Origin of the sequence: Streptomyces sp. NPDC048565, from assembly GCF_040650935.1 — a bacterium.
Taxonomy (GTDB): Bacteria; Actinomycetota; Actinomycetes; order Streptomycetales; family Streptomycetaceae; genus Streptomyces.
Genome location: NZ_JBEZIH010000006.1, coordinates 286,034 through 311,474, shown reverse-complemented (window position 1 = coordinate 311,474; position 25,441 = coordinate 286,034). Strand labels below are relative to the sequence as shown.

The window sequence follows — 25,441 nt, the reverse complement described above, 5'->3', positions numbered from 1 at the left end:
CCATGGAAGACGACTACCTCGCACGTATCGGCAAGCTCATCCGTGACGCCCGTCAGCACCGTGGCTGGACACAGACCCAGCTGGCCGACGCGCTGGCCACGAGCCAGAGCGCGGTCAATCGCATCGAGCGTGGCAACCAGAACATCAGCCTTGAGATGATCGCCCGCATCGGTGAGGCCCTCGACAGCGAGATCGTGTCGCTCGGTTACGCCGGACCCATGCATCTGCGTGTGGTCGGCGGCCGTCGCCTCTCGGGCGCCATCGACGTCAAGACGAGCAAGAACGCGTGCGTCGCGCTGCTCTGCGGCTCCCTGCTCAACAAGGGCCGCACCGTGCTGCGCCGGGTCGCCCGCATCGAGGAGGTCTTCCGGCTCCTTGAGGTCCTCAACTCCATCGGCGTACGCACCCGCTGGATCAACGACGGCGTCGACCTGGAGATCCTGCCGCCCGCGCAGCTCGATCTGGAGGCCATCGACGCGGACGCCGCCCGCCGGACCCGCTCCATCATCATGTTCCTCGGCCCGCTGCTGCACCGCGTGGACAGCTTCACCCTGCCGTACGCCGGCGGCTGCGACCTCGGCACGCGCACGATCGAGCCGCACATGATCGCGCTGCGCCGCTTCGGCCTGGAGATCGCGGCGACCGACGGGCTGTACCACGCGCAGGTCGACCACGAGGTCCGGCCGGGGCGCCCCATCGTGCTGACCGAACGCGGCGACACGGTGACCGAGAACGCCCTGCTGGCCGCCGCCCGGCACGACGGCACGACGGTCATCCGTAACGCCTCCTCCAACTACATGGTCCAGGACCTCTGCTTCTTCCTGGAGGCGCTCGGCGTACGCGTCGACGGCGTCGGTACGACGACCCTCACGGTGCACGGGGTGCCGGACATCGACGTGGATGTCGACTACTCACCCTCCGAGGACCCGGTCGAGGCGATGAGCCTGCTGGCCGCAGCCGTGGTGACGGAGTCGGAGCTGACGATCCGCCGGGTCCCGATCGAGTTCCTGGAGATCGAGCTCGCGGTCCTGGAGGAGATGGGCGTCGACTGCGACCGGACCCCGGAGTACGCCGCCGACAACGCCCGGACCCGGCTGGTGGACCTGACGGTCCGGCCCTCCAAGCTGGAGGCGCCCATCGACAAGATCCACCCGATGCCCTTCCCCGGGCTGAACATCGACAACGTGCCGTTCTTCGCGGCGATCGCCGCATCCGCGCACGGCCAGACCCTGATCCACGACTGGGTCTACGACAACCGCGCGATCTACCTCACCGACCTCAACCGCCTCGGCGGCAGGCTCCAGCTCCTGGACCCGCACCGCGTCCTGGTCGAGGGCCCGACCCGCTGGCGCGCCGCCGAGATGATGTGCCCGCCCGCACTGCGGCCCGCGGTGGTGGTGCTGCTGGCGATGATGGCGGCCGAGGGCACCTCCGTGCTCCGCAACGTCTATGTCATCAACCGGGGCTACGAGGAGCTGGCGGAGCGGCTGAACTCGGTGGGCGCGCAGATCGAGATCTTCCGCGACATCTGACGGGTGGGGTGTCGTGCCCCTTGGGGGCACGGGGCACGACACCCCTAAATACCTGACGACCTGCGGTTATACCATTTCTCGACCTTCCATTGATCACCGCTGTCTTTCATCACCTTGTGCAACGCGTGTGCAAGATGATCTTGAATTAGTAACAATGCATCAGGAATACCTGATTGCCCGTCACCCTTCGCGGAGAGTGCTCACCAGAGGGGCCTCGCAATGCCCGCGCCGACGCTGCCACTGGCGTTCCTTCAAGTCGGAGTTCAGTTCGCGCCGCGCACGCGCTTCAAGCGCACCACACGACTACGACCAGTTTCGCCCCGGACCTCTACACGTACCGGGCGAACATTCGCCCAGCCGCCTCGGAACCCGGGGTGATACACCCCGGTCCCCGGCTCGTTGATCAGTGCCATGGCCAGGGTGGCACCTCGACCCCTTCGTCCGGGTCGGCGAACGGCTGCACGCGGCCACCACGATCCGTGACGACGACAAGCAGTGGCTGCACGCTCTTCACCGCGACCTCGTAGCGGCCTGGGCCGAGCGGCCGGCTGGTCTCCCCGATCGGGCCGTGCACGGTGAAGCCTGGCCCGGCAACATCGTCCGCACCGCCGGTGGGGTTCTGATGATGGACCTGGAGCGCTTTTCAGTCACCCCCCGGAGTGGGATCTCGTGTCCACCGCTGTGCGCGCGAAGACCACGGGCGCCGTCAGCGCACGCGAGTACGACCGCTTCTGTGCGGTGTACGGGTACGGGTACGACGTGACGGTGTGGGAGGGCTATCCCGTCCTCGCGCGCGCCCGTGAGCTGCGTATGGTGACTTACGCGGCTCAGCACGCAGCCGGCAACACTGAGTGGAGGAGCCAGGCGCAGTTTCGGATCGCCTGTCTCCGTGGTCGATCCGGCCCGCGACCGTGGGCGTGGAAGGGGATTCTCTGAGACGCGGCGCTTAAGGGTTCGCGGGAAACAAGTCCTGGCTTCCCGCCAATCGCAAGGCGAAAACGAGGGCCGTCAGGTGTAGATCCCGCCTTCGAGGTTGTCGAACATTTCAACCCATTCGCTGTACTCATGAGCGAACGGCAGCGGGTCTACGAGGCGGATCGCGTGGTGAATGGCGTCGACTTCCCGCTTGCGGCGAGCATATTCCACGTCCTCATCGTCCTCGCCATCACCGCGCGCGTAGTTTTCGACGTACTCGACGAAAGATCCGACGGTCTTGGCCAAGGAGGAAACATCAGCATGAACGGGAATCGCTTCCATTGAGGCATCGGTGTACTGGTAGACGATTCCCGTGACGGGGTCGATGACTACGGCGTTGATGGGGAAATTCCCGATCTTGATCAGCGCCTCAACCCCCTCGGGGAACTTCCAGCCCTGCGATTCCTGCACGGCGCGGCGCCAGATATAACCATCGTCGAATTCCGCAGGGAGACCGAAGGAGATTTCGTAATCCTCGGCAGACGGAATTCCAACCTCAGTGAGAAAATCGAACGTCTCCGCAGTGAATCCGTAGCGCTCTGCGGTACCGGCTGGCAGACGGTGAACGTTGCCCTGGCCGACGGCAGCCGCCAGTGCGCCGTGGTCGACATCAAACAGCATGCTCTAGCCTCGCTTCCCTTTCCTGGCGGCTTCCATTTCCGCCCCATCTGATTCGGTCATCATCACACCTAAGGGCTGTCCCGCAAAGATCGTCTGGTGCGCCCGGCCTCAAGGGCGCGGGGCCAGGGCGGCATGATGTCCCTGTGATGAATAGCGCAGACCTGCAGCCTGCCCGGATACCGGGTTACGACGGCGGTCCCCTCACGTACCAGGCCGGGCTCCTGGACGAGCCGCTCTTCTGGCTGGGGCACCTCTACTCGTGCATCCAGAGCGAGGACGCCGAGGAACTGCTGTTCGGCGCGGACTACGACGCGGCCGGCGACTTCCAGCGGCGGCTGTGGACGCGGGCCGAGTGGCCAGCATTCACGGTTCCCCTCGCTGCTGATCACCGCCTTCACGTGGTCTACCGCACGGTCGCAGACGACAGCGGCACGGACTACCTCCTCCACCACCCCGACTGGGACCAGGCCGAACTCCTGGCCAGGGATGACGGGCACTTCATGGGACCGGGCCTGTCCTGGCCCGAGCTCGTGGCAGCAGCGGACAACGCCCTGCCCGGCGGCAGCACCACCGATCCCCACTCCCGCCTGCTGCTCCTGCTGCCTGCGTTCGGCGACGATGCAGTACCCGACGATGCCGTTGGCCGTCTGGCAGGTGCGCTGCACGCCCGCACGAGCGTGGAAGACCCTGAAGCCCTCGCCTCTGCTCTCCTGCAGGACCAAGGGGCCCCCGGCCCCGCGCGCTGGACGATAGCCGGGCACGGTTTCGCCGTGAACGACGGCGAGCACTCCTTCCGCAACCCCACCAAGGGTTTCGCCCTGTCAGCCGATCGCCTGGCCCGGGTGGCAGCCGCGCTGACGCCCATTCCCAACGGCAAGTGGTCATGTTTGGAACGATCCTGCCGTGACTGCTGTGATCACGGCTACGCAGCCGGCGTGGATAACTCCGTTCACCGGGCTGAGCCCGCGCTCTTTCAGCAAGTTGGTGACGATGCTGCGGCGTGACGGGGCGGCCGCGGTTCGCAGGGGCCGACCGTGGAGCCTACCGCTGGAGGACCGGGTACTGCTGGTCACGGCGTACTGGCGGACGAACTTGACGATGCGCCAGTACGCCCTGCTGTTCGGCATCTCGAAGTCCGCGGCTGACCGCATCATCGCCCACCTCGGGCCCCTGCTCGCGCTCCAGCCCCGGAAGCGGTTCCGCAAGGACACCGTGCTCATCGTGGACGGCACGCTGGTGCCCACTCGCGACCACACGGTGGCCGAGCAGTCCAAGAATTACCGGTACTCCACCAACCACCAAGTCGTCATCGATGCCGACAGCCGCCTGGTCGTCGTGGTCGGCCGGCCGCTTCCAGGTAACCGCAACGACTGCAAGGCATGGGAGGAATCCGGGGCCAAGGCCGCCGTCGGCAACACGATGACGATCGCCGACGGTGGTTACCCCGGCACCGGCCTGGTTATGCCTCACCGGCGCCGCAAGGGCGAGGAACTGCCCGACTGGAAACTGCTACACAACAAGTCCCACAAGCAGGTACGCGCCCGCGTTGAACACACCTTCGCCCGAATGAAGAGTTGGAAGATCCTTCGTGACTGCCGCCTCAAGGGCAACGGAGTCCACCACGCCATGCTCGGGATCGCCCGCCTGCACAACATCGCTCTCGCCGGATAGATAGCGGGACAAGCCTTAGAGCTCGTAACACGATCATGGTGAGACGCGGTCTACCTTGTTGGGGTGTCGTCCCTCGCTGTTACTGCTTCTTCGCACTCATCGGCGTCTGCCGCCATCGTCTACGCGGCGCTCCTGGATGCAGAATCCTGGCCGTTGTGGTCCGCCTACGCCGACGTCGAGTGGGATGTGCCTGCGGGAGTCGACCGGCCGGCACGCGTCGATGACCTGCGCACCATCCGTTCCCTTACTGGGCGTGTGTGCTGCCGCGAGCGCGTCGTCGAGATGGTTCCCGACCAGCGCTTCAGCTACGAACAGGCCGCAGGACTGTTCACCTCTCATCGAGGGTCTGTGGACCTGGCCCGAGCCCCCCATGGCGGCACCGACATCACCTGGTCAGCGACCTACCGACACGCCCTCCCTCTCCTGGACATGCTCAGGAGGCGGCGTCTGCAGGTTTGGGTCCAGGATCTTGCGTCATACGCCAACTCGATCGTGAGCCGTAACTCCTAGAACTGCAGCGCAGATTCATGATCCGAACTTCTTCAGGCGTCTCCAGCAGATGAGGCTGCAGCCCAACGAGACCAAGGCGTCGTGGAGTTCGAGGCGTCGTTCCCATCGGATGGCGAGACGTTTGAACTGGTGGAGCAGGGCGAACGTCTGCTCGACGACGTAGCGGAGCTTGCCCAGGCCCTTGATGTTCGGGGCACCCTTGAGGGAGACGACCGGCAGGATCCTGCGGCGCTGCAGTTCCAGGCGTACGGCCTTCGAGTCGTATGCCTTGTCGCCCAGGACAGCCTCGGGGCGCCGTCGCGGTCGGCCGGGCCGGCCAGCGACGGGCGGGATGCCGTCGACCAGATTGAGGGTCTGGGTGATGTCGTTGACGTTCGCCGCGGTGGTGATGACTTTGAGCGGGGTGCCGCGTCCGTCGCAGATCAGGTGGTGTTTGCTGCCCGTCTTCCGCCGGTCGACCGGCGACGGACCGGTATCGGCGCCCCCTTTTTCGCGCGGATGTGAGAACCATCCACGCAAGCCCGCGACCAGTCGAGCTCGCCGGCCGCGTTCAGCTCGGCGAGCAGGACCCGGTGCAGCCGGTCGAAAACCCCCGCCTTCTGCCACCGGTCCAGGCGGCGCCAGCACGTCTGTCCCGAGCCGAACCCCAGTTCCGGGGGCAGAAGTTGCCAGGCTATGTCGTTGTAGAGGACGAACAGGATGCCCTGGAGACAGAGCAGGTCCGACACCGGCCGAGGCCCCGGTGACCGCTCCGGCCACGGAGGCAACAACGGCTCGATCAGCGCCCACAACTCATCGTCCACGATCCACGGTCGAGTACCCACACCCTCACGAACGGCCGAATCTTCACACCGGTTCGGACAGCCTGAAGGCGTTCGGGGAGGTCGTGAAGGCGTTCCGGAAGCGGGCCCGGCTGACGCAGGAGCAGTTCGCGCCCCGGGTGCAGTATTCGGTGCCGACCGTCGCCTCGATCGAGCAGGGGCGGCGCTTCCCGCCGGCGGACTTCGTGGAGCGGGCCGAAGAGGTCCTGGACGCGTTCGGGGCGCTGCGGGGCGCGGCGCGGCATCTGTCGCGGCGGCCGGGGCTGGCCAGTTGGTTCCGGCAGTGGGCCCAGTTGGAAGCGGAGGCGCTCGCCCTCTACACGTATGAGTGCCGGTTGATCCCCGGACTGTTGCAAACGGAGGCCTACGCACGAACCCTGTTCTCCGAGCGACTTCCGCCGCTGGGGACGACCAGATCGAGACCCGGTTGGCAGCACGTACGGATCGGCAGCGGATACTCTCGGCGCGCCCCAACACGGCCTACAGCTTCATCATCGAGGAGCACGTGTTCCTGCGAGGAACGGCTGGGCCGGCAGCTTCGGTGGAGCTCATCGACCGCGTTCTCATGCTGGCGACGTTCCGGAACATCGAGGTCCAGGTCATGCCGCAGGTGCGCGGCAGCCACGCAGGGATCGACGGCCCTATGCAGTTGTTGGAGACGCCGGACAACAGGTGGCTCGGCTACTGCGAGGGGCAGGAAAGCGGCCAGTTCATCTCTGATCTCAAAGTGGTCAGCATGCTCCAGATGCGGTATGCCAGGATGCGGTCACAGGCTCTGTCGTTGGAGGACTCCCTGAGCCTGTTGCGGCAGATCAGAGGAGCAACATGAGCAACACAGAACTGGCCTGGTTCAAGAGCAGCTACAGCGGCAGTTCCGGCGACAGTTGCATCGAGGTAGCGACCGCCCCGGAGGCCGTCCACGTCCGGGACTCGAAGGTCGAGCAGGGCCCTCGACTCGACCTGTCCCCCACATCGTGGTCGAGCTTCGTCTCGTATGCCGCCCAGGCCTGAGCGCCTGCCGGGCGTCCGATGTGATGGGGGCGAAATCCCGGCGGGAGAGGTACGGGTGTGAGTGAGGACAGCGTGCACGGGTCAGTTGCGGCGGTGCGGCTCGCGGAAGGTGCGCCGCTTCTCAGCGTGCTCGATGCCACCGACCCCGGCGAGTGGCTCGCTCTGGACGCGGGAGTACGTGTGGTGACCTGGCACTCGGCGCCTCTGCCGCAGTGGGAGCACTCCGCCCCGCTGCCCGCCGACCTGACCAGGCTCGGTGAGTCCCAGCTCGCACTTGCCCTCTGTCACCGCGACGGACGGATCCGCCAGGAGGCGGTGCGCCGGTCGGCCCCTTACCCCGGTCTGCTGCCGTTGATCGTCATCCGCTGCACCGACTGGGTCGGCCCGGTCCGCGCGCAGGCCCGGCGGTTGCTGCGCGAGGTACTGGATGTGGATGCCGCCGCCGGCCTCGCGTCGTTGATTCTGCGCGTCGGCCGCCGGGACAGGGGCGCCTTCGGCGTCGAGGTTCTCGGGGAGACCCTGCGCCGGGCGGCCCTCGGGCGGCTCACAGCTCTCCTCTCTTCCTCCGACCGTGTCGTACGGCGGTTCGCCTACCAGCTGGCCATCGACGGTCGGCTGCTCGGACCCGTCGAGCTGGCCCGCGCAGCCGCCCAGGACGGGGACGCCCTGATCCAGGACCGGTGCGCCACAGCGGCGCTGACGGCCCTGTGCGACGCGAAGGCGTACGGAGATGTGCTGCCGCACTTGCTGACCGCGCGCAACCCGCGTACGCGTTCGGCGGGCGTGACCGCGCTGCGGAAGGCAGGGCGGCCGGAGGACGCGACGCCGTTCCTCGGTGACCGGTCAGCGCTCGTGCGCGCTTGCGCCCGGTACGTCGTACGACAGCACGGAGGCGATCCGGTGGCCTGGTACCGGGAGCGGTGCGCGACACCGGACAGCCGCGATGTGCCGCCCGGTGCGGTCATCGGGCTGGCCGAGTGCGGGGACCGGGCGGCTGCCGGGCTGCTGTGGCCGTTGCTCGCGAACCCGGCAGCCGGGGTACGAGCGCGGGCGGTGGCCGGGTTGCGGACGTTGGACTGCGCGCACGCGGAGCGCTTGCGGCCGCTTCTCGACGATCCTGCGCCCGGTGTCGTACGCGAGACCGCCGTCGCCCTGCTGCCGTCGGCGCGGGAACTGCCCGCTGACTGGCTGCTGGAACGCACCGGCTCCGAGAGGGCACGGCACATTCGGCTCGCCGCGTTCCGGCTGCTCGTCGCTCGTGACGGGGTCGTGGCGCTGCGGGCCGCAGTCGGGCTGCTGGAGGACGCGGATGTGAAGCTGCGGGCCTGGGCAGGACAGTCGGTCCAGCGTTGGCATCCGTCGGTGGCGGAGCGGGGCTGCGCCGTGGAAGTGGGCGAACTGCTCGACCGGAGCCGGCACCTCTTCAGTGACCATGTGCTGCTGCGACGCAAGTGGCAGGCCGGAGTGCCCGGCTGAGTTCCCCCGCATCGGAGGCGCCGGCCGACAAGATGCCCACCGGCCGCTGTGCGCGCGACTGCGCCCCCGACATCGTTGTCGAGGGCGCGGCCTGCATCGGTCGCGGTCTACGGGACGCGACCGGACCCGAGTTGGCGATCGGCGCCGGTGCGTGGAGTCGCCTTACGGCGTGTAGACAGCGTCACTGCCGTACAGCTCCCTCGTGAACGCGGAGACGTCGGCGCTGCGGTCGGAGCCGTCGAGGTTGTACGTCAGATAGACGCCGTACCCCTCGCTGACGGTGCGTCGGGCGAGGTCGGCGACCGTGCTCTGCGAGGTGCCACCGATCTCGACGGCCGCCGGCGACAGGTGCGACTTGGGGAGTCCGATGCCGGGGACCTGCCAGGTGCCGTAGTACGGGTTCCAGGCGTAGTCGAACGCGGACGAGACGTCCACGCCGTCGTACGACAGCCGCGCCGCGGCCGGGCCGATGTTGTAGAGACTGATGATCTTGTCCGGCATGTTCGCGCGCAACGCCGTCACCAGATGCACGAACGAGCTGTCGTTGGGCTGGCCGGTGCCGTTGTTGCCGTAGTCGGCGTACTCGTCGTCGAAGTCGATGCCGTCGAGGCCGTACTCGGCCACGGTGTCCGACAGCTGTTTCGCGAACGCCGAAGCCGCCTGCTGGTCGGGGAAATTGGCGAAGCCCGCGCCCTCGTGGTTGCCGAGCACCGAGAGGACGACCTTGATGCCCTTCTCCTGCAAGGGCCGTATCTCCGTGGCAGCGTTGTCGAGCACGCGCTGCACGTTCTCGTTGAAGGACAGATACGCCGCCTTCGTGTCCGTGTCGTAGTTGATGTTCGCCGCGAAGACCACGGCGACGTCGAAGACGTTGCTGCCGTCGGCGAGGGTGTACTTGCCGGCATTGAGCATGCTGTTGTTGTTCACCTCGACGTACGCCACCGAGGTCGGCCCCTGTTTCGCGGGAGCAGGGGCGGGGGCCGCTGCCGCGCCCGTCGTGGCGGTCGCGCCGAAGGCCAGGGCCGCGACGGCCGAGAGCGCGAGCGCTGCCGTCCGCACCCTGCTCCGCACCAGAGTGAACATCGCTGATCGGTCTCCCGTCGCATAGGTCGGCGCCCGACCTGTTCAAGAGCGCCGAGTGAGCGCTCCGAGCTTTCCGCCCCCGTGACCGAATCCCGGGAATCGTGCGCGAACTACCACGACCCCCACACACTCGTCACAACAACTCGACAGCTGGGTGCGGGGATTGGCGCGACCGTTCGACGGTCGGCACTTCACGGACTTCCGGGACGCGCCCGTAGGCAACTGTCACCGACGCGAAGGCGTGCTGAGTACCTCCATCGTTGCACCGGAGATGGCGCGGGCGCATCACGCGTGTGCGCGCACCGGGCGAGCCGCGCGGGGCGGGCTGCGGCGGAGGCGACCCCCTTACCCGTTGCCTTTCCGCAGTCGCAGCGTCTCCCCGTTGCCCCCTCGTGCCGAGGGGCGGCCACAGAGTGATGCCACGAACGTATCGAGGAGCGGTATGACCCTTTATGCACACCCCCTGACGCCCGCCGGTTCGGCGACGCCCGCACATGGCGAATCGGGCCGCGTCTTCCAGATGATCACCGGCTACTGGGCGACCCAGGTGCTGTGCACAGCAGCGGAACTGAACATCGCCGACCACCTGCGTACCGGCCCCGCCACGGCGGCCGACGTGGCGCGCGCGGAGTCGCTCGATCCCTCCGCGACGTTCCGCTTCCTGCGGGCGTGTGTCGCTCTGGACCTGGCCACCTGCCGGGACGGCGAGCACTTCGCCGCCACCCCGCTCCTGGAGACACTGCGCACCGATCGCCCTGACTCGTTGCGCGACCTGGCGCTCTGGGGCGGCATGACCTCCCATTGGCAGCCGTGGGGCCGACTGGCCGACGCAGTGCGCTCCGGCGATGCCCAGGCCCCGGCGGCGCTCGGCCAGGGGCTGTTCGAGTACTTCACCGAACAGCCCCAGGAGGGAGAGCGGTTCACGGCGGCCATGTCGGCGATGACCGAGGGCGTCGCGGATCACCTCGCCGAGATCATCGATGTCGAGGGCACCGAGACCGTCGTCGATGTCGGCGGAGCGGCCGGCGCCTTTGTGCAGAGCCTGCTGACGCGGCATCGCTCCCTGCGGGGGCTGTGTCTGGACCTGCCGCGCGTTGCCGACGCAGCCGAGAAGTCGGCGGCCCGGGCGGGCGTGTCCGACCGATTCGGCTTCGTCGGCGGAGACTTCTTCGCCGCCGTACCTGCCGGGGACGTGTATCTGCTGAAGTACGTGCTGCACGACTGGGACGACGGGTCGGCGGTGCGGATCCTGCGCAACTGTCGCGAGTCGCTCAATCCCGGCGGTCGCGTCCTGGTCGCGGAGCTGGTCGTCGGGACCGAGGATGCCACGGGCCTGCCGCCCCTGATGGACCTCAACATGCTGACGCTGTCCAACGGCGGCCGGGAACGCAGCCGCCCCGAGTTCGAGGCGCTGTTCCAGGAGGCCGGACTCCAGCTCAAGGGTGTGACACCCTCCGCCTCGCTGGTCTCCGTGATCGAGGCTGTTCCCGCGTGACCCACCGGCGCCGGGCTGCCGCCGCCTCAGCGCTGGTGGCGGCCCGGTGCCCCAACGCTTCCGTCTCCGGATGTCCTCGACGCGTCGTCGTCCCGCTGTCCGGGGCGAGCGGTCGCCGCCAGTGATCCGAGCAGGCGTAGCGCGTCCGCGGTCCGGGTGCCCTCCTGTGCGTGGTAGACGATCAGCTGCTGCCCGGGAGCGGAGCGCACGTCGAAGGTCTGCATGCGCAGGGTGAGTTCGCCGACATCGGGGTGCAGCAGAACCTTCGCGGCATCGCTCTTGCCCCGTGCGTCCCGCCTCTGCCACAGGTCGGCGAACTCGCGGCTGCCTTCCGATGCCGCCCGCAGTACCTCGTGGATCCGTGGGTCGTTCGGCCGGGCGCCCTCCAGGAAGCGGAATCCGGCGACCGCGTTGGCGGCGTCCTTCTCCCAGTCCGCGTAGAAGGAGCGGGCCGACGGGTCGAGGAACATCCCGAGCAGCAGGTTCGCGCCGGGCCTGAGGTGGGGGAAGACGGCCTGGCTCAACGTGTTCGCGGCCAGGACGTCGTAGGCCCGTCCCAGGAGCAGGACCGGCGTGCGGTCCCACATCTCGGCCAGGGCCAGCAGCTGGGGGTCCGCTCGTTCGTTGCTCCCCTCGTGGCGCGGCAGCGGCGTCATCCCCGCGATCCGGAACAGGTGCAGCCGGCCGTCGTCGTCCAGCAGCAGCGCGTCGCTCAGGGCGTCCAGGACCTGCGTCGACGGGCGCCGCTCACGGCCCTGCTCCAGTCGCAGGTAGTAGTCGACGCTGATACGGGCCAGCAGCGCGACCTCTTCACGGCGCAGGCCAGGAACGCGTCGCCGGCCGTCCTCGGGCAGACCGACATCGCGCGGCAGCACCTCTGCACGCCGGCTCCGCAGATATTCGCCCATCTTCGAGGTGGTCATGCCGGTCAGGGTAGGCCGCCGAGCGGCCGGCAACCTGGTCCCCGTACTCCCATGCGCGGCACCCAGGAAGCCCTCACCTGGGAGGACGGCGACCTGGTTACTTCCCGCCGCGGGACCGAGGGTGGAGCCATGACCAGCAACGAAACGCCCCGCGATCCACACCCGTACGTCGGAATGCCGGCGCCGGCTGACGGCTTCATCCACCGGGAACAACTGCCGACCGGCCGCAAGGTCGTCCTCGTCACCGGCGCCAGCAGCGGCATCGGGGAGGCGACCGCCAAGGTGCTCGCGGAACACGGCCACCACGTCGTTCTCGGTGCCCGCCGCACCGAACGGCTCGAAGCGCTGACCGACGCCATCCAGGCGGCCGGCGGCAGCGCTGAGAGCCACGCTCTGGACGTGACCGACGCCGGACAGGTACGGGCCTTCGTCGACGGCGCCCGCAGCCGGCACGGCCGCGTCGACGTCCTGGTCAACAACGCCGGGGTGATGCCACTGTCCAAGCTGGAGGCGCTCCGGCTCGACGAGTGGAACCGCATGATCGACGTGAACATCCGTGGCGTTCTGCACGGCATAGCGGCCGCACTGCCCGTCATGCGGGAGCAGCGCCACGGTCAGTTCATCAACGTCGCCTCCGTCGGCGCTCATCAGGTCTCCCCGACCGCGGCGGTCTACTGCGCCACCAAGTACGCCGTGAGGGCCATCTCGGAGGGGCTGCGGCAGGAGGTCGGCGGCGACATCCGGGTCACCGTGATCTCCCCGGGCGTCACCGAATCCGAACTGGCCGAATCCATCTCGGACCCGGTGGGACGCGAGGAGATGCGCACCTACCGCAGCGTCGCCATCCCCGCCTCGTCCGTCGGCGCGGCCATCGCCTTCGCCGTAGGCCAGCCCGCCGACGTCGACGTCAGCGAGATCATCGTCCGCCCCACCGCCGGCCATTCCTGAGCGGGCAACCGCTCAGGGAGCTGACATCCCCAGCGGGCGGATCAGTCCGCTCTCGTACGCGAGAATGGTCGCCTGGACGCGATCCCGGAGACCCAGTTTGTTGAGCACCGCGCTCACATGGGCCTTCACCGTGCCCATGGCCAGCCCCAGACGCTCCCCGATCTCGGTGTTGCTCAGGCCCGTGGCGACCAGAGTCATGATCTCGCGTTCACGGTGGGTGAGGCTGTTCAGGGCTCCGCTGATCTCCGGAGCCACCGGGGCGCCGTGGGCGAAGGCCGCTATCAGGCGTCCCGTGACCGCCGGCGCGAGGACGCCGTCACCGGAGACGACGACCCTGATCGCGGTCAGAAGGGCCTCCGGCTCCGAATCCTTGAGCAGAAAACCGGAGGATCCGGCCCGCAGAGCCTCGTAGACGTAGGCGTCGAGGTCGAACGTGGTGAGCACCAGGACCTTGGTGCGGCTGCTGTGACGCGTGATCAGCCGGGTCGCCGTCAGCCCGTCCATACCGGGCATACGGATGTCCATCAGTACGAGGTCGGGCGAGAGGTCGGCCGCCATCGCCACTGCCGCGTCCCCGTCCGCGGCTTCGCCGACCACGGTCATATCGGCCTCGGCCGTCAGAATCGCCACGAAGCCCGCGCGAACGATCGCCTGATCATCCACGACCAGCACCCGGATACCGATGGCGCATCTCCTCTGTCCCGCCCACGGCGAGCCCATCGCCCGCGTCGCATTCTCCCATGGGGTCCTGAGCAGGGATGCCAGGCCGGTACCCGTACGGACGGGTCGCGCGTCGGCTACTCCTGCGTGCGAGGGGCGCTCCGTACGGCGACCGCCCGAGGTGGCGCCGGCGCCTTGCCGGCGTCCAGGCTCCCGAGCAGCTGACGCATGGCGGCCAGCGTCGCTCTGGTGGCGGTGGCGACGTCGTTCAGGCTGCCCGCCTCCGCCGAGGTGATCACCAGCGTGGTCTGCTGGAGCACCCGGTCCCGCAGACCGCCGGCGACTCGCTGCCGCTCACTGTGGACCACGTCCCTCGCGCTCGACACCAGGCCCGTGAACGCCGCGTCCTCCCTGCTCAGCACCCGCCTGCGGCGCCTGTGCATCAGCCATCCCGCCCACCACACGGCCGTGAGCATCAGGCCGAGCCACAGCAGCACATCGGCGAGCAGAAGCAGCACGAGGAGAGGACCGGCCGGCTCCCCGAACAGCATCCCGTCGCTGGTGAAGGCAGCCGTCATCGAGACGCCGAACGAGAGGAGCACGGCAGGAACGGACAGATACGACAGCCGGTGGCCTGACGGATGCGTCAGCTGCGTGGTCGTCGGATACGTGACAGTCGGATACGTCGCCGTCGGCTGCGTGGTCGTCGGCTGCGTGGTCGTCGGCTGGGCGCGAGGGCGGGCGGTCGCCCGTTTCAGGACGCGGCCGTACGCCGCGACAGCGTAGACGGCGGCCAACTCGGCGCATCCGCCGCCGAGGAGACAGTGCGCGGCGGAAGCCGGCAGCACACCGCTCCCCAGCAGCACCGGCCATACCAAGGCTGTGGCCCCCACCAGGGCGAGCGCCGACCAGGGGGCTCGTCGGCGCCACAGCAGCGGCAGCGCGTGAACCGTCAGCAGCAGCGCGAGAAGCAGGCAGACAGAGGCTCCGTAACCGGCGTCCGCAGCCCGCTCCAGGGCGTAGCCCGCCGACGCCACGACGACCGAACCGCAGACCGCCGCGTCCGCGATCCGCTGCTCCCGTGTGAAGTTGCGCCGTCGCCCCGTGACGGGCTTCCACGTGGACCTGGCATCGGGCAGTACGGCGTCCACGCGCCAGCCCCCGTCAGAGCGGGGCCCCGCGGACACGTGCCCACCGATGGCAGCGGCGCGCCGGACCATCCCGTCCACACCGCGCCCCGAGCCGATGCCCAGCTTGTCGTCGCCGGTGCCGCCGGGCGGCCTGCTGTTGTCGACGGTCAGTAGCAGCATCTCGCCGGATCGTTTCGCCCGAACACCGACGGAGGCACCCGGCGCATAGCGCAGGGCATTGGTCAGAGCCTCCCGGATGATCCCGTGGGCCGCCTCCGCCGCAGGTCCGACGAGGTCGGCGGGGAGGGAGACGGAGACGGGACGGCCCAGCCTGCCGAAGCCCGCGATCAGGGCCTCGATCGGAGCGGTCATGGACCGGGATGCCGGTATCTCGTCCACTCGCATGACTTCCACGAGGCGCCGCAGCGCCACCTGGGTCTCCTGCGCGGTGCGGCGTGCGAACGCAAGGGCTTCCGTGGTCAGTTCGGGTCTGCTGCCTCCCAGCCTGCGGGCGGCTTCGACGGACACCACGACAGAGGTGAGGTGGTGCGCGCTGATGTCGTGCAACTCGTTCGCCAGCCGCTCACGTTCGGCGTCGGCTGCCTGTCTCAGCTCCCTCTCGGCACCGTCCAGCTGTTGTCTCGACGCCTGCCGTTCCCGCAGCCAGTGCCGACGGCCGGCGCCGAGGGCCAAGGCCGGCAGGTACAGGGCGACGTGGGTCAGCCAGTCGGAGACGAGGGCGCTGCCGGATCCGTACTGTGCGGCGGCCGGCAGGAGCTGCACGACGGCGGCAACGGCGGTCGCGGCCAGGCCGGTGATCCAGCCGCTCCGGGCGGTGGCGGAGAAGAGCATGATCAGGACCGCCACCCCGGTCACCAGGGCAAGGGTGTCGGGCGGTGCCAGAAGCTGCACCAGCACGGACGACACGAGGATCTGGCCGAGGGCTGGGAGCGGGGAGCGGTTCCGTCGCCCGAGGGCGTGGGCGGTGAGTGCGGTCCCGGCGAAAGCGGTGATCCACGCCGTGGTGCTCGGGGGCTCCCCCAGTGTCGGGACTGCGGCCATCCACAGGGCCAACTGCACGACCGCGAACACACCTGGCAGGAGCAGGCCCCGAGTCTTTTCCATTGCGGCACGAGTCTAGAGCCGGACACAGGGGTGGTCGTTCCTGTCCAGTGCCGCGGCACTAGGTCTCCCGGCCTAGAGGACATTCCTCCTGGTGGTAGACGTCGCAGCGGATCGAGGGCGAGACGATCGACGCATGGAACGAACCGACGTCATCATCTCCCTGGCCGCCGTCCTGGCCCTTGTCGTCCCGGGCAAGCTGCTGAAGAACGCGCCGTTCTGGTTCATCGTCGTCGTGGCCGCAGCCTCCTACCCGGTGGACCGGGAACTCCTCTCAGCACTGGAGTCGGCCGCGGGCGCCGGCAGCACATGGGCCGCGCATGTCTTCACCGTCAGCACGGGCCTCATGTTCGCCGCACTCGGCTGGCAGGCGGTCCGGTGGTTCAGGTCCTTCCGGGCCGCCCGCACCGGCCGCCCGGCTGCTCACTGCCAGGAAATCGACACGTGAGCGTCCGTTCCCTCCGTCAACCACAACCTCGGATCGGCAGAAGCATGCGCACCCCTCACTCGTCCCGTACCGCCGTCGCCGTGGCCTCGCTCGCCGTGCTGGCAGCCGCCACCGTCACGGCGTGCGACCCCGACCCCGACGCCGGCACAGCCTCCGCGATACCCCCGGTCCCCGCCGCCCTCAGTGACCAGAAACTGGACTGGGCCGCATGTGCTGCTCCGTCCACGGCTCAGGGCGGGGGCGACAGACCCGAGAAGCTGCCGGACGGGACGGCATGGCAGTGCAGCACCATGAAGGTGCCGCTGGACTACGAGCATCCGGCCGGCGGGACCATCGATCTCGCCCTCATCAGGGCCACGGCCTCGCGGGATTCCGGCCATGAGCGGCTCGGCTCTCTTGTCTTCAACTTCGGTGGTCCCGGTGGTTCCGGGGTGTCGACGCTTCCCCTCTTCGCCGAGGACGACTACGCGAAGCTGCACGAGCGCTACGACCTGGTCAGCTTCGACCCGCGCGGGGTCGGGGACAGTGCCGGTGTGAAGTGCCTGGACACCAAGGCCATGGACGCCTGGCAGGCTGCGGACACGACACCCGACGACGCCGCGGAGCGGAAGACCTACGCCGGTGGCGTGGCGGCGTACGCCCGGTCCTGCGAAAGCAACTCGGGCGCCGTGCTGGACCACATGGGCACGGAGGAGGCCGCACGCGATCTCGACCTGATGCGCCACGCCCTCGGGGACAAGAAGCTGAACTACTTCGGCATCTCCTACGGGACGCAGCTCGGCGGCGTCTACGCGCACCTCTTCCCGGAGAACGTCGGACGCACCGTCTTCGACGCCGTGGTCGATCCCACCAACAACGTCCTGGCCAACGGACTCGGCCAGGCGAAGGGATTCCAGGGCGCGTTCGAGAACTTCGCCGATGACTGCGTGAAGCACGAGGAGTGCCCCTTCGACGGCAAGGACCCGGCTCGCGGCGAGAAGGACATCATCGCGCTCGTCAAGAGCCTCGACGCCAAGCCCCTGCCCACGGAATTCGGGCGCCCTCTCACCCAGAGCCTCGCACTCGACGGCATCGCCGCCGCCCTCTACGACAGCGACATGGGCTGGAACATGCTCCGTGCGGGGCTGGCCGCGGCCGAGGAAGGGGACGGCAGCCTGCTGCTGTTCCTCTCCGACGGCATCAACGAGCGCACCGACGGCGAGGGGTACTCCAACCTCAGTGACGCCTTCACAGCGGTGAGCTGTGCGGATTACACGGACCGCTTCGGCACGGACGACGTGCTTCAGCATCTTTCCGAATACCGCAAGGCCTCCCCCGTGTTCGGCGACTGGATGGCCTGGGAGCTGCTCCAGTGCACCGGCTGGCCGGTGGCCGGCCACGCGCCCACCGTCGATGTGGCCGCCGACGGCGCGGATCCCGTTCTCGTCATCGGCAACACCGGTGACCCCGCCACTCCCTACGAGGGAGCCAGGAAGATGGCGGACGGGCTGGGCAAGGGAGTGGGTGTCCGCCTCACCGTCGACGGCGAAGGACACGGCACCTACGGTGTCAACGGCTGCCTGACCACGATGGTCGACGCGTATCTGCTGGACGGAACGGTCCCGGAGAACGACACCACCTGCTCGTGACGGCGGCGCGCCCACGCACCACCGCGGTCAGGCCGCGGTCCGGTAGCCGGAGTCGGGTTCCGTGCGGAGCTGATCGCGTCGAGCTGAGCGTCAGCGCCGGCACCGCGATCGCGGAGCCCGAGACACCTGCCCCTCCATCGGAGGTCAGCAGCACGAGCAGCAGGCCCAATCGTGCGGTCAGGCTCAGGTCAGCTCAGGTCAGCTCCGGGGGCGACGCCGGGTGACTGGGGCGGCATCGCCGCGGGCGGCGAAGCGCACGGGGCAGAGGGAACCGACGCGGCGACAGAGGTCGTTGCAGATCTCGGCCCTCGGCGCTGCGGCCCTCGCGTTTTCGGCGACCGTACCCGCCGGGGAATTTTCGTCCAGCCTCTTGACCGGCAGCTCCGGCGCACGCACAGTACTCGTTAATGCGCATCACTAATACGCATTAACAGCTGGAGGAACAGTGCCGGAGGAACCCACGAAGCGGGTCAGACGAGGCCGGACACCCGCACCGGCGGGGCGCACCGGGCGTCCGCGTCAGGCGGAGGTCGCCCGGCTCGCGGGGGTCTCGCAGGCGACGGTCTCCCTGGTGCTCGGCGGGAAGAAACAGGGCGCGGCCATCTCGCAGGAGACTCGGCAGAACGTGCTCGACGCCGCCGGGCGCCTGGGTTACGTACCCGACCCCGCGGCGCGTCGGCTGGCCGCCGCGCGCAACGACCTCCTCGGGGTCTTCAGCTTCACGGCCACCTTCCCCACCGACGTCCAGCACTCGTACTACCCGTTCCTGGTCGGCGTGGAGCGGGAGGCGGCCGCGCGCGGCTACGACCTGGTGCTCTTCACCGGGTCCAGCAGCGGCGGCGCCGGCGCCTCGGCGCCCCGCGCGCTCAACCGGGCACGGCTCGCCGACGGCTGTCTCCTGCTCGGGCGCCACGCGCCGGTGGAGGAGCTGCGCAGGCTCGTGGACGACGGGTTCCCCGTGGTCCACCTGGGGCGCAGGGACGAGCCCGAAGGGCTCGCCTGGGTCGGCGCCGACTATGTCAGCGCCAGCCGTGAGGTCGTCCAGCAGCTCGCCTCGCTCGGGCACCGCCGTGTCGTCCTGGTGCGCGAGGACGACGAGGCACCCGCCTCCACCGACCGTGAGCAGGGCTTCCTGGAGGGTCTCAGGGCGGCGGGACTGCCCGACTGCCCCGATGTGGTCTTCCGCAGCGCCGACCCCGCGCGCACCCTCACGCCGGAGCGCCTGCGGCAGTGGCTGGCCGAGGGCGTCACCGCGTTCGTGGCCGAGGAGACCGACAGCGGTGCCGCCTGGCGCTCGCTGACCACGGCGGCCAGTGAGGCCGGTCTCGACTGCCCCCGCGACCTCTCGCTGGCTCTGCTCGGCAGCCCGCCGCCCGACCTGGCCGGCGCGCCGGAACCCACGGGGTTCGACATCCCCCGGGCGCAGCTGGGCGCGGAGGCCGTACGCCTGCTCGCCACGCTCGTCGCCGGGGACGACCTCCCGCGACCCGGGGACGACCTCCCGGAACAGCTGGTGACGCTGGTGGCCTGCGCGTACCGGCCGGGCGCCACCACGGGTCCACCACCCGGCACGCCCACCCCAGCACGACCGCACAGCACCACCCGTACCGCACAAGGAGAACTGTGATCCCCGAACCGGACATCCTCATCGTCGGCGGCGGCCTGGGCGGCGTCGCCGCCGCGCTCGCCGCCTGCCGGGCCGGCCGGACCGTCGTCCTCACCGAGGAGACCGACTGGATCGGTGGCCAGCTCACCACCCAGGCCGTCCCGCCGGACGAGCACCCCTGGGTGGAGCAGTTCGGCACCACCGCCACCTACCGCGCGCTGCGCGAGGGCATCAGGGACCACTACCGCCGGTGGTACCCGATGCGTTCCGAGGCGCTCGCGCTGACCGGCCTCAACCCGGGAGCCGGCCGGGTCAGCAAGCTCTGCCACGAGCCGCGCGCCGCCCTCGCCGTCCTGGAGGGCATGATCGCCCCGCACCGGACGTCCGGCCGGCTGACCCTGCTCACCGAGCACCGGGCGGTCGCCGTCGAGTCGGACAACGATGTCATCGGCCCCGTCACCCTGGAAAGCCTGCGCGACGGCACCCGTACGACGGTCCACGCGCAGTACGTCATCGACGCCACGGAGACCGGCGAGCTCCTCGAACTCGGCGGCGTCGAGCACGCCGTGGGCGCCGAGTCCCGCGCCGAGTTCGGGGAGCCCCACGCACCCGAGGAGGCGCAGCCCCTCAATCAGCAGGGCATCACGGTCTGCTTCGCGCTCTCCCACCACGAGGGCGAGAACCACGTCATCGAGCGGCCCGCCGACTACGACTTCTGGCGCTCCTACCGGCCGGACTTCTGGCCCGGCCCGCTCCTCGGCTTCCTCGCCCCCGATCCGCGTTCGCTCGATGCCGTTCCCCGTACGTTCGTCCCGAACCCGGAGATCGACCCGCTCGCCGTCAACGCCGACCAGAGCGCCGACGCGGGCGACAAGGAGCTGTGGGGCTTCCGCCGTATCCTCGCCCGCGGGATGCACAGGGCCGGTGCCTTCGACTCCGACATCACCCTGGTCAACTGGCCGCTCAACGACTACTGGCTCAAGCCGCTGATCGGCGCCGGCCCCGAGGTCTCGGCGCAGGCGGTCGCGGAGGCCCGGCAGTTGTCGCTCTCGGTCCTGTACTGGCTCCAGACCGAGGCGCCGCGCGAGGACGGCGGGCGGGGCTTCCCCGGCCTGCGGCTGCGCCCCGACATCACGGGCACCGCCGACGGCCTCGCCAAGGCGCCGTACATCCGCGAGTCACGCAGGATCAAGGCCGTCACCACCGTCACCGAGCAGGACGTCGCCATCGATGTCGTCGGTCCCTACGGCCGGACCGCGTACCGGGACTCGGTGGGGGTCGGCAACTACCGCATCGACCTGCACCCCTCCACGGGCGGTGACAACTACGTCGACATCGGCTCGGTCCCCTTCGAGATCCCCCTCGGCGCGCTCGTGCCGCGCCGGGTCCGCAATCTCCTGCCCGCGGGCAAGAACATCGGCACCACTCACATCACCAACGGCTGCTACCGGCTCCACCCGGTGGAATGGAACATCGGCGAGGTCGCCGGCGCACTGGCCGCGCACTGCGTCTCCGAGAGCGTCGGACCCCACCAGGTGCAGGCCGACGACAAGCGGTTCGGGGAGTTCGCCCGGCTGCTCGACTCGCAGGGGGTCCAGCGCCACTGGCCCGACGTACGCGGTTACTGAGCGGCCGTCACGGGGGCAACGACGCCCGGCACCACCCCGAACGACGCTCCACCACGCGGAAATGCCGGGTGGGACAGCTCCACCTGTCCCACCCGGCCCGCCCGCGCACTGCCCACCCGCACAAGGAGGTGCCCAACCATGACCACCCACCGCATCCGCGTCGGCATCGACGTGGGCGGAACCTTCACCGACGCCGTGGCGGTCGACGCCACGACCCTGGAACTCCTGGGACAGGTGAAGGTCCCCACCAGCCACCATCACGAGGACGGCGTGGCCCACGGCATCGTGGACGCACTCAACCGTCTGCTGGAAGAGACCGGCCGCGCCGCCGAAGACGTCGCGTTCCTCGCGCACGGCACGACCCAGGCTACCAACGCCCTGCTGGAGGGCGATGTCGCCACCGTGGGACTGATCGGGATCGGCGGCGGCCCGGCCGCCGCGCTCACCCGCCGGCTCGCCTCGCTCGGCAAGCTCCAGCTCACCCCGGGCAAGACCCTTCCGCTCGTCTACGCCCACGTCGGCGACCCCGACGACACGGCGTCCGTCCGGCGTGCCGCCGAGGGCCTGGCCCAGGAAGGCGCCCAGGTGCTCGTCGCCACCGAGCCGTTCAGCGTGGACAGGCCGGAGGGCGAACAGGCCGTCGTGGAGGCCGCCCGCTCCACCGGGCTCCCGCTGACCGCCGCGCACGAGATCACCTCCCTGTACGGGCTGCACAAGCGCACCCGTACCGCCGTGGTCAACGCGGCGATCCTGCCGCGCATGCTGGCCACCGCCGATCTCGTCGACGCCTCGATCACCAAGGCCGGGGTCTCCTCCCCGCTGATGGTCATGCGCTGCGACGGCGGGGTGATGTCGCTCGACGAGATGCGGAGCAGACCGCTGCTGACGGTCCTTTCGGGGCCGGCCGCGGGGGTGGCGGGCGCGCTGATGCAGGAACGGATCAGCGAGGGCGTGTTCCTGGAGACCGGCGGCACCTCCACCGACATCAGCGTCGTACGACGCGGGAAGGTGGCCGTCCAGCACGCGACGATCCTCGGCAAGAAGTCCTACCTCAACGCCCTGGACGTACGCACCGTCGGTGTCGGCGGCGGCTCCATGGTGCGCGTCGACGGCGGCAAGGTCACCGGCGTCGGACCGCGCAGCGCCCACATCGCCGGGCTGCCGTACGCGTGTTACGCGTCGGCGGACGAGCTGCGCGACGCGACGCTCACCACCGTCAGGCCGATGGCCGACGACCCGGCGGACTACGCGGTCATCGACGCGGCGGGCGGACGCTTCGCGCTCACCATGACCTGTGCGGCCAACGCCCTGGGCCGGGTGCCCGAGGGCGACTTCGCCCGCAGCGACCAGGATGTCGCGAAGGCGGCACTCGCCCCGCTCGCCGAGGTACTCGGGGTGGACGTCGCGACCGCCGCGACGCGGCTGCTCGACGCGGGGACGGCACAGGTCGGGGCGGTCGTCGACACGATGATCAGTGACTACCGGCTGGACAAGGACACCGCGCCGCTCGTCGGAGGCGGCGGCGGTGCCGCGTCCGTCACCCCGCACCTCGCCGCGGTCAGCGGTATGGAGGGGCGCATCGCCCGGCACAGCGAGGTGATCAGTCCCATCGGAGTGGCGCTCGCCCTGGTGCGGGAGCAGATCGAGCGGATCATCCCCGGCGCGGGGCAGGAGCAGATCCTCGCCGTACGGGCCGAGGCGGAGGCTGCGGTCATCGCCCAGGGCGCCGCGGCCGACGAGGTCGAGGTCGAGATCACCGTCGACCCGCAGACGAGCACCGTACGGGCCGTGGCCACCGGTGCCACCGAACTGCGCACCCAGGACAGGGCGCACCGCGCGGACGAGGCGGAGCGGCTGCGCACGGCGGCGGCCAGCCTCAAGGCCGACCCGTCGCGGGTCACGGTGCTCGCCGGGACCCCCGCCCACACGGTGTACGGCACGGAGGTCAGGCGCACCCTGCGCACCACCCGGCATCCGGTGAGGATCGTCGACGCCGACGGGGTGATCCGGCTGCATGTCCCGGACGCCCGGGTGGAGACCACCCGGGTCGCCGACGCACCCGAGGTGCTGGCCGAGCTGGTACGCGAGACCACGTCGTACGGCGACGGCGGGGTCCGCGCCCCCGCGGTACGGCTGCTGATCGGCTCCCGGATCGCGGACCTGTCAGGTGTGCTCGACCCGCAGCCGCTGCTGGCGCTCGCCCGCAGCGAACTGACCTCACGCGCCGCCGACGAACCGGTGGTCGCCGTACTGGAGGTGCGCACATGAGCACGCCCGGAGCCCCCGCGTGGGAGACCGGCGACGATCTGGACCTGGCGGTGCGGCTGCTGGCCGCGACCCCCACCCACGAGGGCCGCGATCCGGAACTGCTGCGCCACTGGGCGCGTACGGCCGAGGAGTTCGGCTCGGCACTGGCTCCCGTCCCCTGCCGGGCGAGGATCACCGAGCGCGCCGACGGCCTGGAGCGCGGTCTGCTGGCCCGCTACACCTCACGGCCTGTGCCGACCGTGGAGCTCTGCACCGACACGCTCGACGCCGCCGACGCGCTGATCGACGCCCGGGGCTGGCGGCACTGGTACCCGCCGGGCTCGGTGCGTGAGGCGGCGCTCGCCCACGAGGCCGTGCACGAACAGCTCCACCACGGCCCGGCGAAGACCGCGCTGAAGCGGGCCCTCGGCCATGTGGTCCTGCGGGCCGGCCGGTTCCGGCTGTACGGGCATGTGGCCGGCGCGGAGGAGATCGCCGCCCACGCCTACGCACGTACCGTCTGCGGGCTCGGCCGCAGTCCCCTGCACCTCACGGCCGCGCTCGCCGACGCCGTGACCCTGAGAGGAGTAGCGCCATGGGCGTTGTCATCCTGATCGTCATGGCGGCCGGTGTCGCCGCGATGCTCACCCGTAAGCTCCCCACCGCCTTCGCCCTGGTCCTGCTGGGCGTCGTCATCGCCTTCGTCGCCGGCGCGCCGCTGACCGGCAAGGAGAGCGTCCTGGACACGGTCCTCCAGGAGGGAGCTCCGATGCTCGCCTCCACGATGATCGCGGTCCTGCTCGGCTCGTGGCTCGGCAAGCTCCTCGACGAGACCGGCATCGCGGGCACCATCGTCCGCAAGATCGTGGAGTTCGGCGGCGACCGGCCGACAGTCGTGGCGCTCGGCGTCCTCGCGGTGTCCGCGCTGATCGGCACGGTGACGGGCTCGGCGCCGGCCGCGATGCTCGCCGGCATCATCGGCATCCCGGCCATGGTCGCCGTGGGCATCCCGAAGGTCACAGCCGCGGGCACCATCCTGATGGGCATCGCCGTGGGTGTGCCGTTCGAGCTGCCCATCTGGCAGTTCTTCTCCACCGCCCTGGACCTGCCGGTGCCGACGGTGCGCGGCTTCATGGTGAAGCTGTTCCCGCTGGCGCTGGTCGCGGCCGTCGCCTTCGTGCTGGTCGAGTCGCGCCGTCGGGGCGTCGAGCACACCTGGTCGCTGAAGACGGCCGCGGACAAGCCGCGTTCGCGCCGCGAGCGGCTCGGCGACGCCCCCTGGTACGCCCTGCTCACCCCGGTCGTGCCGCTGGTGCTCGCCCTCGGGTTCGAAGTGGCCATCATCCCCGCGCTGCTGGCCGGGGTGCTCTACGCCCTGGTGACCACGACCAGGCCGCGCGAGATGAACAAGCGGCTGCTGCGCACCCTGTACGGCGGATTCGAGGTCGCCGCGCCGCCCATCGCGCTGTTCATCGCCATCGGCATCCTGCTCGCCGCGGTGCAGCTGCCCGGATCGATCGACGCGCTCGAACCCCTGGTGAAGGCCGTCAGCCCGCAGAACCCGGTGCTGTTCGTCCTGGTCTTCACCGTGCTGGTGCCGCTGTGCCTCTACCGCGGCCCGCTGAACGTCTACGGCCTCGGCGCGGGCATAGCCGGAGTCCTCATCGCGGCCGGCATCTACCCCGCGGTCGCGGTGCTCGGTCTCGCCGCCTCCTACAACCAGGTCTTCGGGGTCGCCGACCCCACCAGCACCCAGACCGTGTGGAGCGCGCAGTACGCGGGCGTCGGCCCGCAGCAGGTCATGCTGCGCACCCTTCCCTATGTGTGGGCCGTCGCACTCGGCGGGTTCTGCATCACGGCCGCCACGTACCTCTGACCAGCAAGCCAGCTCTGACCGACCAGCTCT

22 protein-coding genes and 1 pseudogene are annotated in these 25,441 nt (G+C 69.8%); 16 read left to right on the top strand and 7 right to left on the bottom strand.

Annotation, left to right across the window (positions count from 1 at the left end; all coding sequences use genetic code 11):
* Positions 1 to 2: 2 nt before the first annotated feature.
* A complete protein-coding gene (locus AB0C75_RS10760; protein ID WP_362889136.1) occupies positions 3 to 1,532 on the top strand; it encodes a UDP-N-acetylglucosamine 1-carboxyvinyltransferase in 1,530 nt (509 codons plus the stop codon).
* A 403-nt stretch (positions 1,533 to 1,935) separates the two neighbouring features.
* On the opposite strand, the gene AB0C75_RS10755 is transcribed toward AB0C75_RS10760, so the two are convergent.
* Positions 1,936 to 2,106 carry a hypothetical protein gene (locus AB0C75_RS10755; RefSeq protein WP_362889133.1) on the bottom strand — a complete coding sequence of 57 codons (171 nt, stop codon included), beginning with the start codon at positions 2,104 to 2,106 and terminating at the stop codon, positions 1,936 to 1,938.
* Positions 2,107 to 2,540: 434 nt separating this feature from the next.
* On the bottom strand, positions 2,541 to 3,128 hold the full coding sequence (locus tag AB0C75_RS10750; protein ID WP_362889131.1) for an SUKH-4 family immunity protein: 588 nt from the start codon (positions 3,126 to 3,128) through the stop codon (positions 2,541 to 2,543).
* A gap of 146 nt (positions 3,129 to 3,274) precedes the next feature.
* Between AB0C75_RS10750 and AB0C75_RS10745 the strand changes: the two genes are divergently transcribed.
* From AB0C75_RS10745 to AB0C75_RS10735, 3 genes are all read left to right on the top strand, one after another.
* On the top strand, positions 3,275 to 4,132 hold the full coding sequence (locus tag AB0C75_RS10745) for a hypothetical protein (protein WP_362889129.1): 858 nt from the start codon (positions 3,275 to 3,277) through the stop codon (positions 4,130 to 4,132).
* Positions 4,032 to 4,799, top strand: coding sequence for a transposase (locus tag AB0C75_RS10740; protein ID WP_362889127.1), 768 nt, complete (start codon positions 4,032 to 4,034; stop codon positions 4,797 to 4,799). The genes AB0C75_RS10745 and AB0C75_RS10740 overlap by 101 nt, the downstream gene beginning before the upstream one ends.
* A 63-nt stretch (positions 4,800 to 4,862) precedes the next feature.
* Positions 4,863 to 5,309 (top strand): SRPBCC family protein, encoded by a 447-nt coding sequence (locus AB0C75_RS10735; RefSeq protein ID WP_362889125.1) that lies wholly within the window; start codon positions 4,863 to 4,865, stop codon positions 5,307 to 5,309.
* 15 nt (positions 5,310 to 5,324) lie between these two features.
* Here AB0C75_RS10735 and AB0C75_RS10730 read toward each other — a convergent pair.
* A protein-coding gene (locus tag AB0C75_RS10730; protein ID WP_362889123.1) for an IS5 family transposase occupies positions 5,325 to 6,133 on the bottom strand; the annotation gives its coding sequence in 2 pieces (ribosomal slippage) (positions 5,325 to 5,800 and positions 5,800 to 6,133; 810 coding nt in all).
* 41 nt (positions 6,134 to 6,174) lie between these two features.
* On the opposite strand from AB0C75_RS10730, the pseudogene AB0C75_RS10725 reads away from it, so the two are divergent.
* The 3 genes and pseudogenes from AB0C75_RS10725 to AB0C75_RS10715 all read left to right on the top strand — a co-directional run bounded on the left by AB0C75_RS10725 (position 6,175) and on the right by AB0C75_RS10715 (position 8,617).
* A pseudogene (locus AB0C75_RS10725) lies at positions 6,175 to 6,959 on the top strand (helix-turn-helix transcriptional regulator).
* On the top strand, positions 6,956 to 7,141 hold the full coding sequence (locus tag AB0C75_RS10720; RefSeq protein ID WP_362889121.1) for a DUF397 domain-containing protein: 186 nt from the start codon (positions 6,956 to 6,958) through the stop codon (positions 7,139 to 7,141). The pseudogene AB0C75_RS10725 and the gene AB0C75_RS10720 overlap by 4 nt, the downstream one beginning before the upstream one ends.
* Positions 7,142 to 7,267: 126 nt before the next feature.
* Positions 7,268 to 8,617, top strand: a complete 1,350-nt coding sequence (locus AB0C75_RS10715; RefSeq protein ID WP_362889192.1) for a hypothetical protein — start codon at positions 7,268 to 7,270, stop codon at positions 8,615 to 8,617.
* 162 nt (positions 8,618 to 8,779) lie between these two features.
* Here the strand turns inward: AB0C75_RS10715 and AB0C75_RS10710 are convergent, their stop codons facing one another.
* Positions 8,780 to 9,700, bottom strand: a complete 921-nt coding sequence (locus AB0C75_RS10710) for an endo-beta-N-acetylglucosaminidase H (RefSeq protein WP_362889119.1) — start codon at positions 9,698 to 9,700, stop codon at positions 8,780 to 8,782.
* Positions 9,701 to 10,142: 442 nt separating this feature from the next.
* Between AB0C75_RS10710 and AB0C75_RS10705 the strand changes: the two genes are divergently transcribed.
* Entirely contained in the window at positions 10,143 to 11,195 is a 1,053-nt protein-coding gene (locus AB0C75_RS10705) for a methyltransferase (RefSeq protein WP_362889117.1), read from the top strand.
* A gap of 26 nt (positions 11,196 to 11,221) precedes the next feature.
* On the opposite strand, the gene AB0C75_RS10700 is transcribed toward AB0C75_RS10705, so the two are convergent.
* Entirely contained in the window at positions 11,222 to 12,118 is an 897-nt protein-coding gene (locus AB0C75_RS10700) for a helix-turn-helix domain-containing protein (RefSeq protein ID WP_362889115.1), read from the bottom strand.
* A gap of 174 nt (positions 12,119 to 12,292) precedes the next feature.
* On the opposite strand from AB0C75_RS10700, the gene AB0C75_RS10695 reads away from it, so the two are divergent.
* Complete coding sequence (locus AB0C75_RS10695) at positions 12,293 to 13,066, top strand: SDR family oxidoreductase (RefSeq protein ID WP_362889190.1); 774 nt, start codon at positions 12,293 to 12,295, stop codon at positions 13,064 to 13,066.
* A 12-nt stretch (positions 13,067 to 13,078) separates the two neighbouring features.
* On the opposite strand, the gene AB0C75_RS10690 is transcribed toward AB0C75_RS10695, so the two are convergent.
* A complete protein-coding gene (locus tag AB0C75_RS10690) occupies positions 13,079 to 13,750 on the bottom strand; it encodes a response regulator transcription factor (RefSeq protein ID WP_362889188.1) in 672 nt (223 codons plus the stop codon).
* Positions 13,751 to 13,863: 113 nt separating this feature from the next.
* A complete protein-coding gene (locus AB0C75_RS10685; protein ID WP_362889113.1) occupies positions 13,864 to 15,981 on the bottom strand; it encodes a histidine kinase in 2,118 nt (705 codons plus the stop codon).
* A 133-nt stretch (positions 15,982 to 16,114) separates the two neighbouring features.
* Between AB0C75_RS10685 and AB0C75_RS10680 the strand changes: the two genes are divergently transcribed.
* The 7 genes from AB0C75_RS10680 (at position 16,115) to AB0C75_RS10650 (ending at position 25,411) form a co-directional block, all read left to right on the top strand.
* Positions 16,115 to 16,426, top strand: coding sequence for a hypothetical protein (locus AB0C75_RS10680; protein ID WP_362889111.1), 312 nt, complete (start codon positions 16,115 to 16,117; stop codon positions 16,424 to 16,426).
* Between the two features lie 44 nt (positions 16,427 to 16,470).
* Entirely contained in the window at positions 16,471 to 18,054 is a 1,584-nt protein-coding gene (locus tag AB0C75_RS10675; protein WP_362889110.1) for an alpha/beta hydrolase, read from the top strand.
* 445 nt (positions 18,055 to 18,499) lie between these two features.
* Entirely contained in the window at positions 18,500 to 19,681 is a 1,182-nt protein-coding gene (locus AB0C75_RS10670; RefSeq protein ID WP_362889108.1) for a LacI family DNA-binding transcriptional regulator, read from the top strand.
* Positions 19,678 to 21,288 (top strand): FAD-dependent oxidoreductase, encoded by a 1,611-nt coding sequence (locus AB0C75_RS10665; RefSeq protein ID WP_362889107.1) that lies wholly within the window; start codon positions 19,678 to 19,680, stop codon positions 21,286 to 21,288. Before AB0C75_RS10670 ends, AB0C75_RS10665 begins: the two co-directional genes overlap by 4 nt.
* Positions 21,289 to 21,426: 138 nt before the next feature.
* Positions 21,427 to 23,556, top strand: coding sequence for a hydantoinase/oxoprolinase family protein (locus tag AB0C75_RS10660; protein WP_362889106.1), 2,130 nt, complete (start codon positions 21,427 to 21,429; stop codon positions 23,554 to 23,556).
* Positions 23,553 to 24,149: a hypothetical protein gene (locus AB0C75_RS10655; RefSeq protein ID WP_362889105.1), complete on the top strand. Its 597-nt coding sequence runs from the start codon at positions 23,553 to 23,555 to the stop codon at positions 24,147 to 24,149. The genes AB0C75_RS10660 and AB0C75_RS10655 overlap by 4 nt, the downstream gene beginning before the upstream one ends.
* Entirely contained in the window at positions 24,131 to 25,411 is a 1,281-nt protein-coding gene (locus tag AB0C75_RS10650; protein WP_362889103.1) for a TRAP transporter large permease subunit, read from the top strand. Before AB0C75_RS10655 ends, AB0C75_RS10650 begins: the two co-directional genes overlap by 19 nt.
* Positions 25,412 to 25,441: the final 30 nt, after the last annotated feature.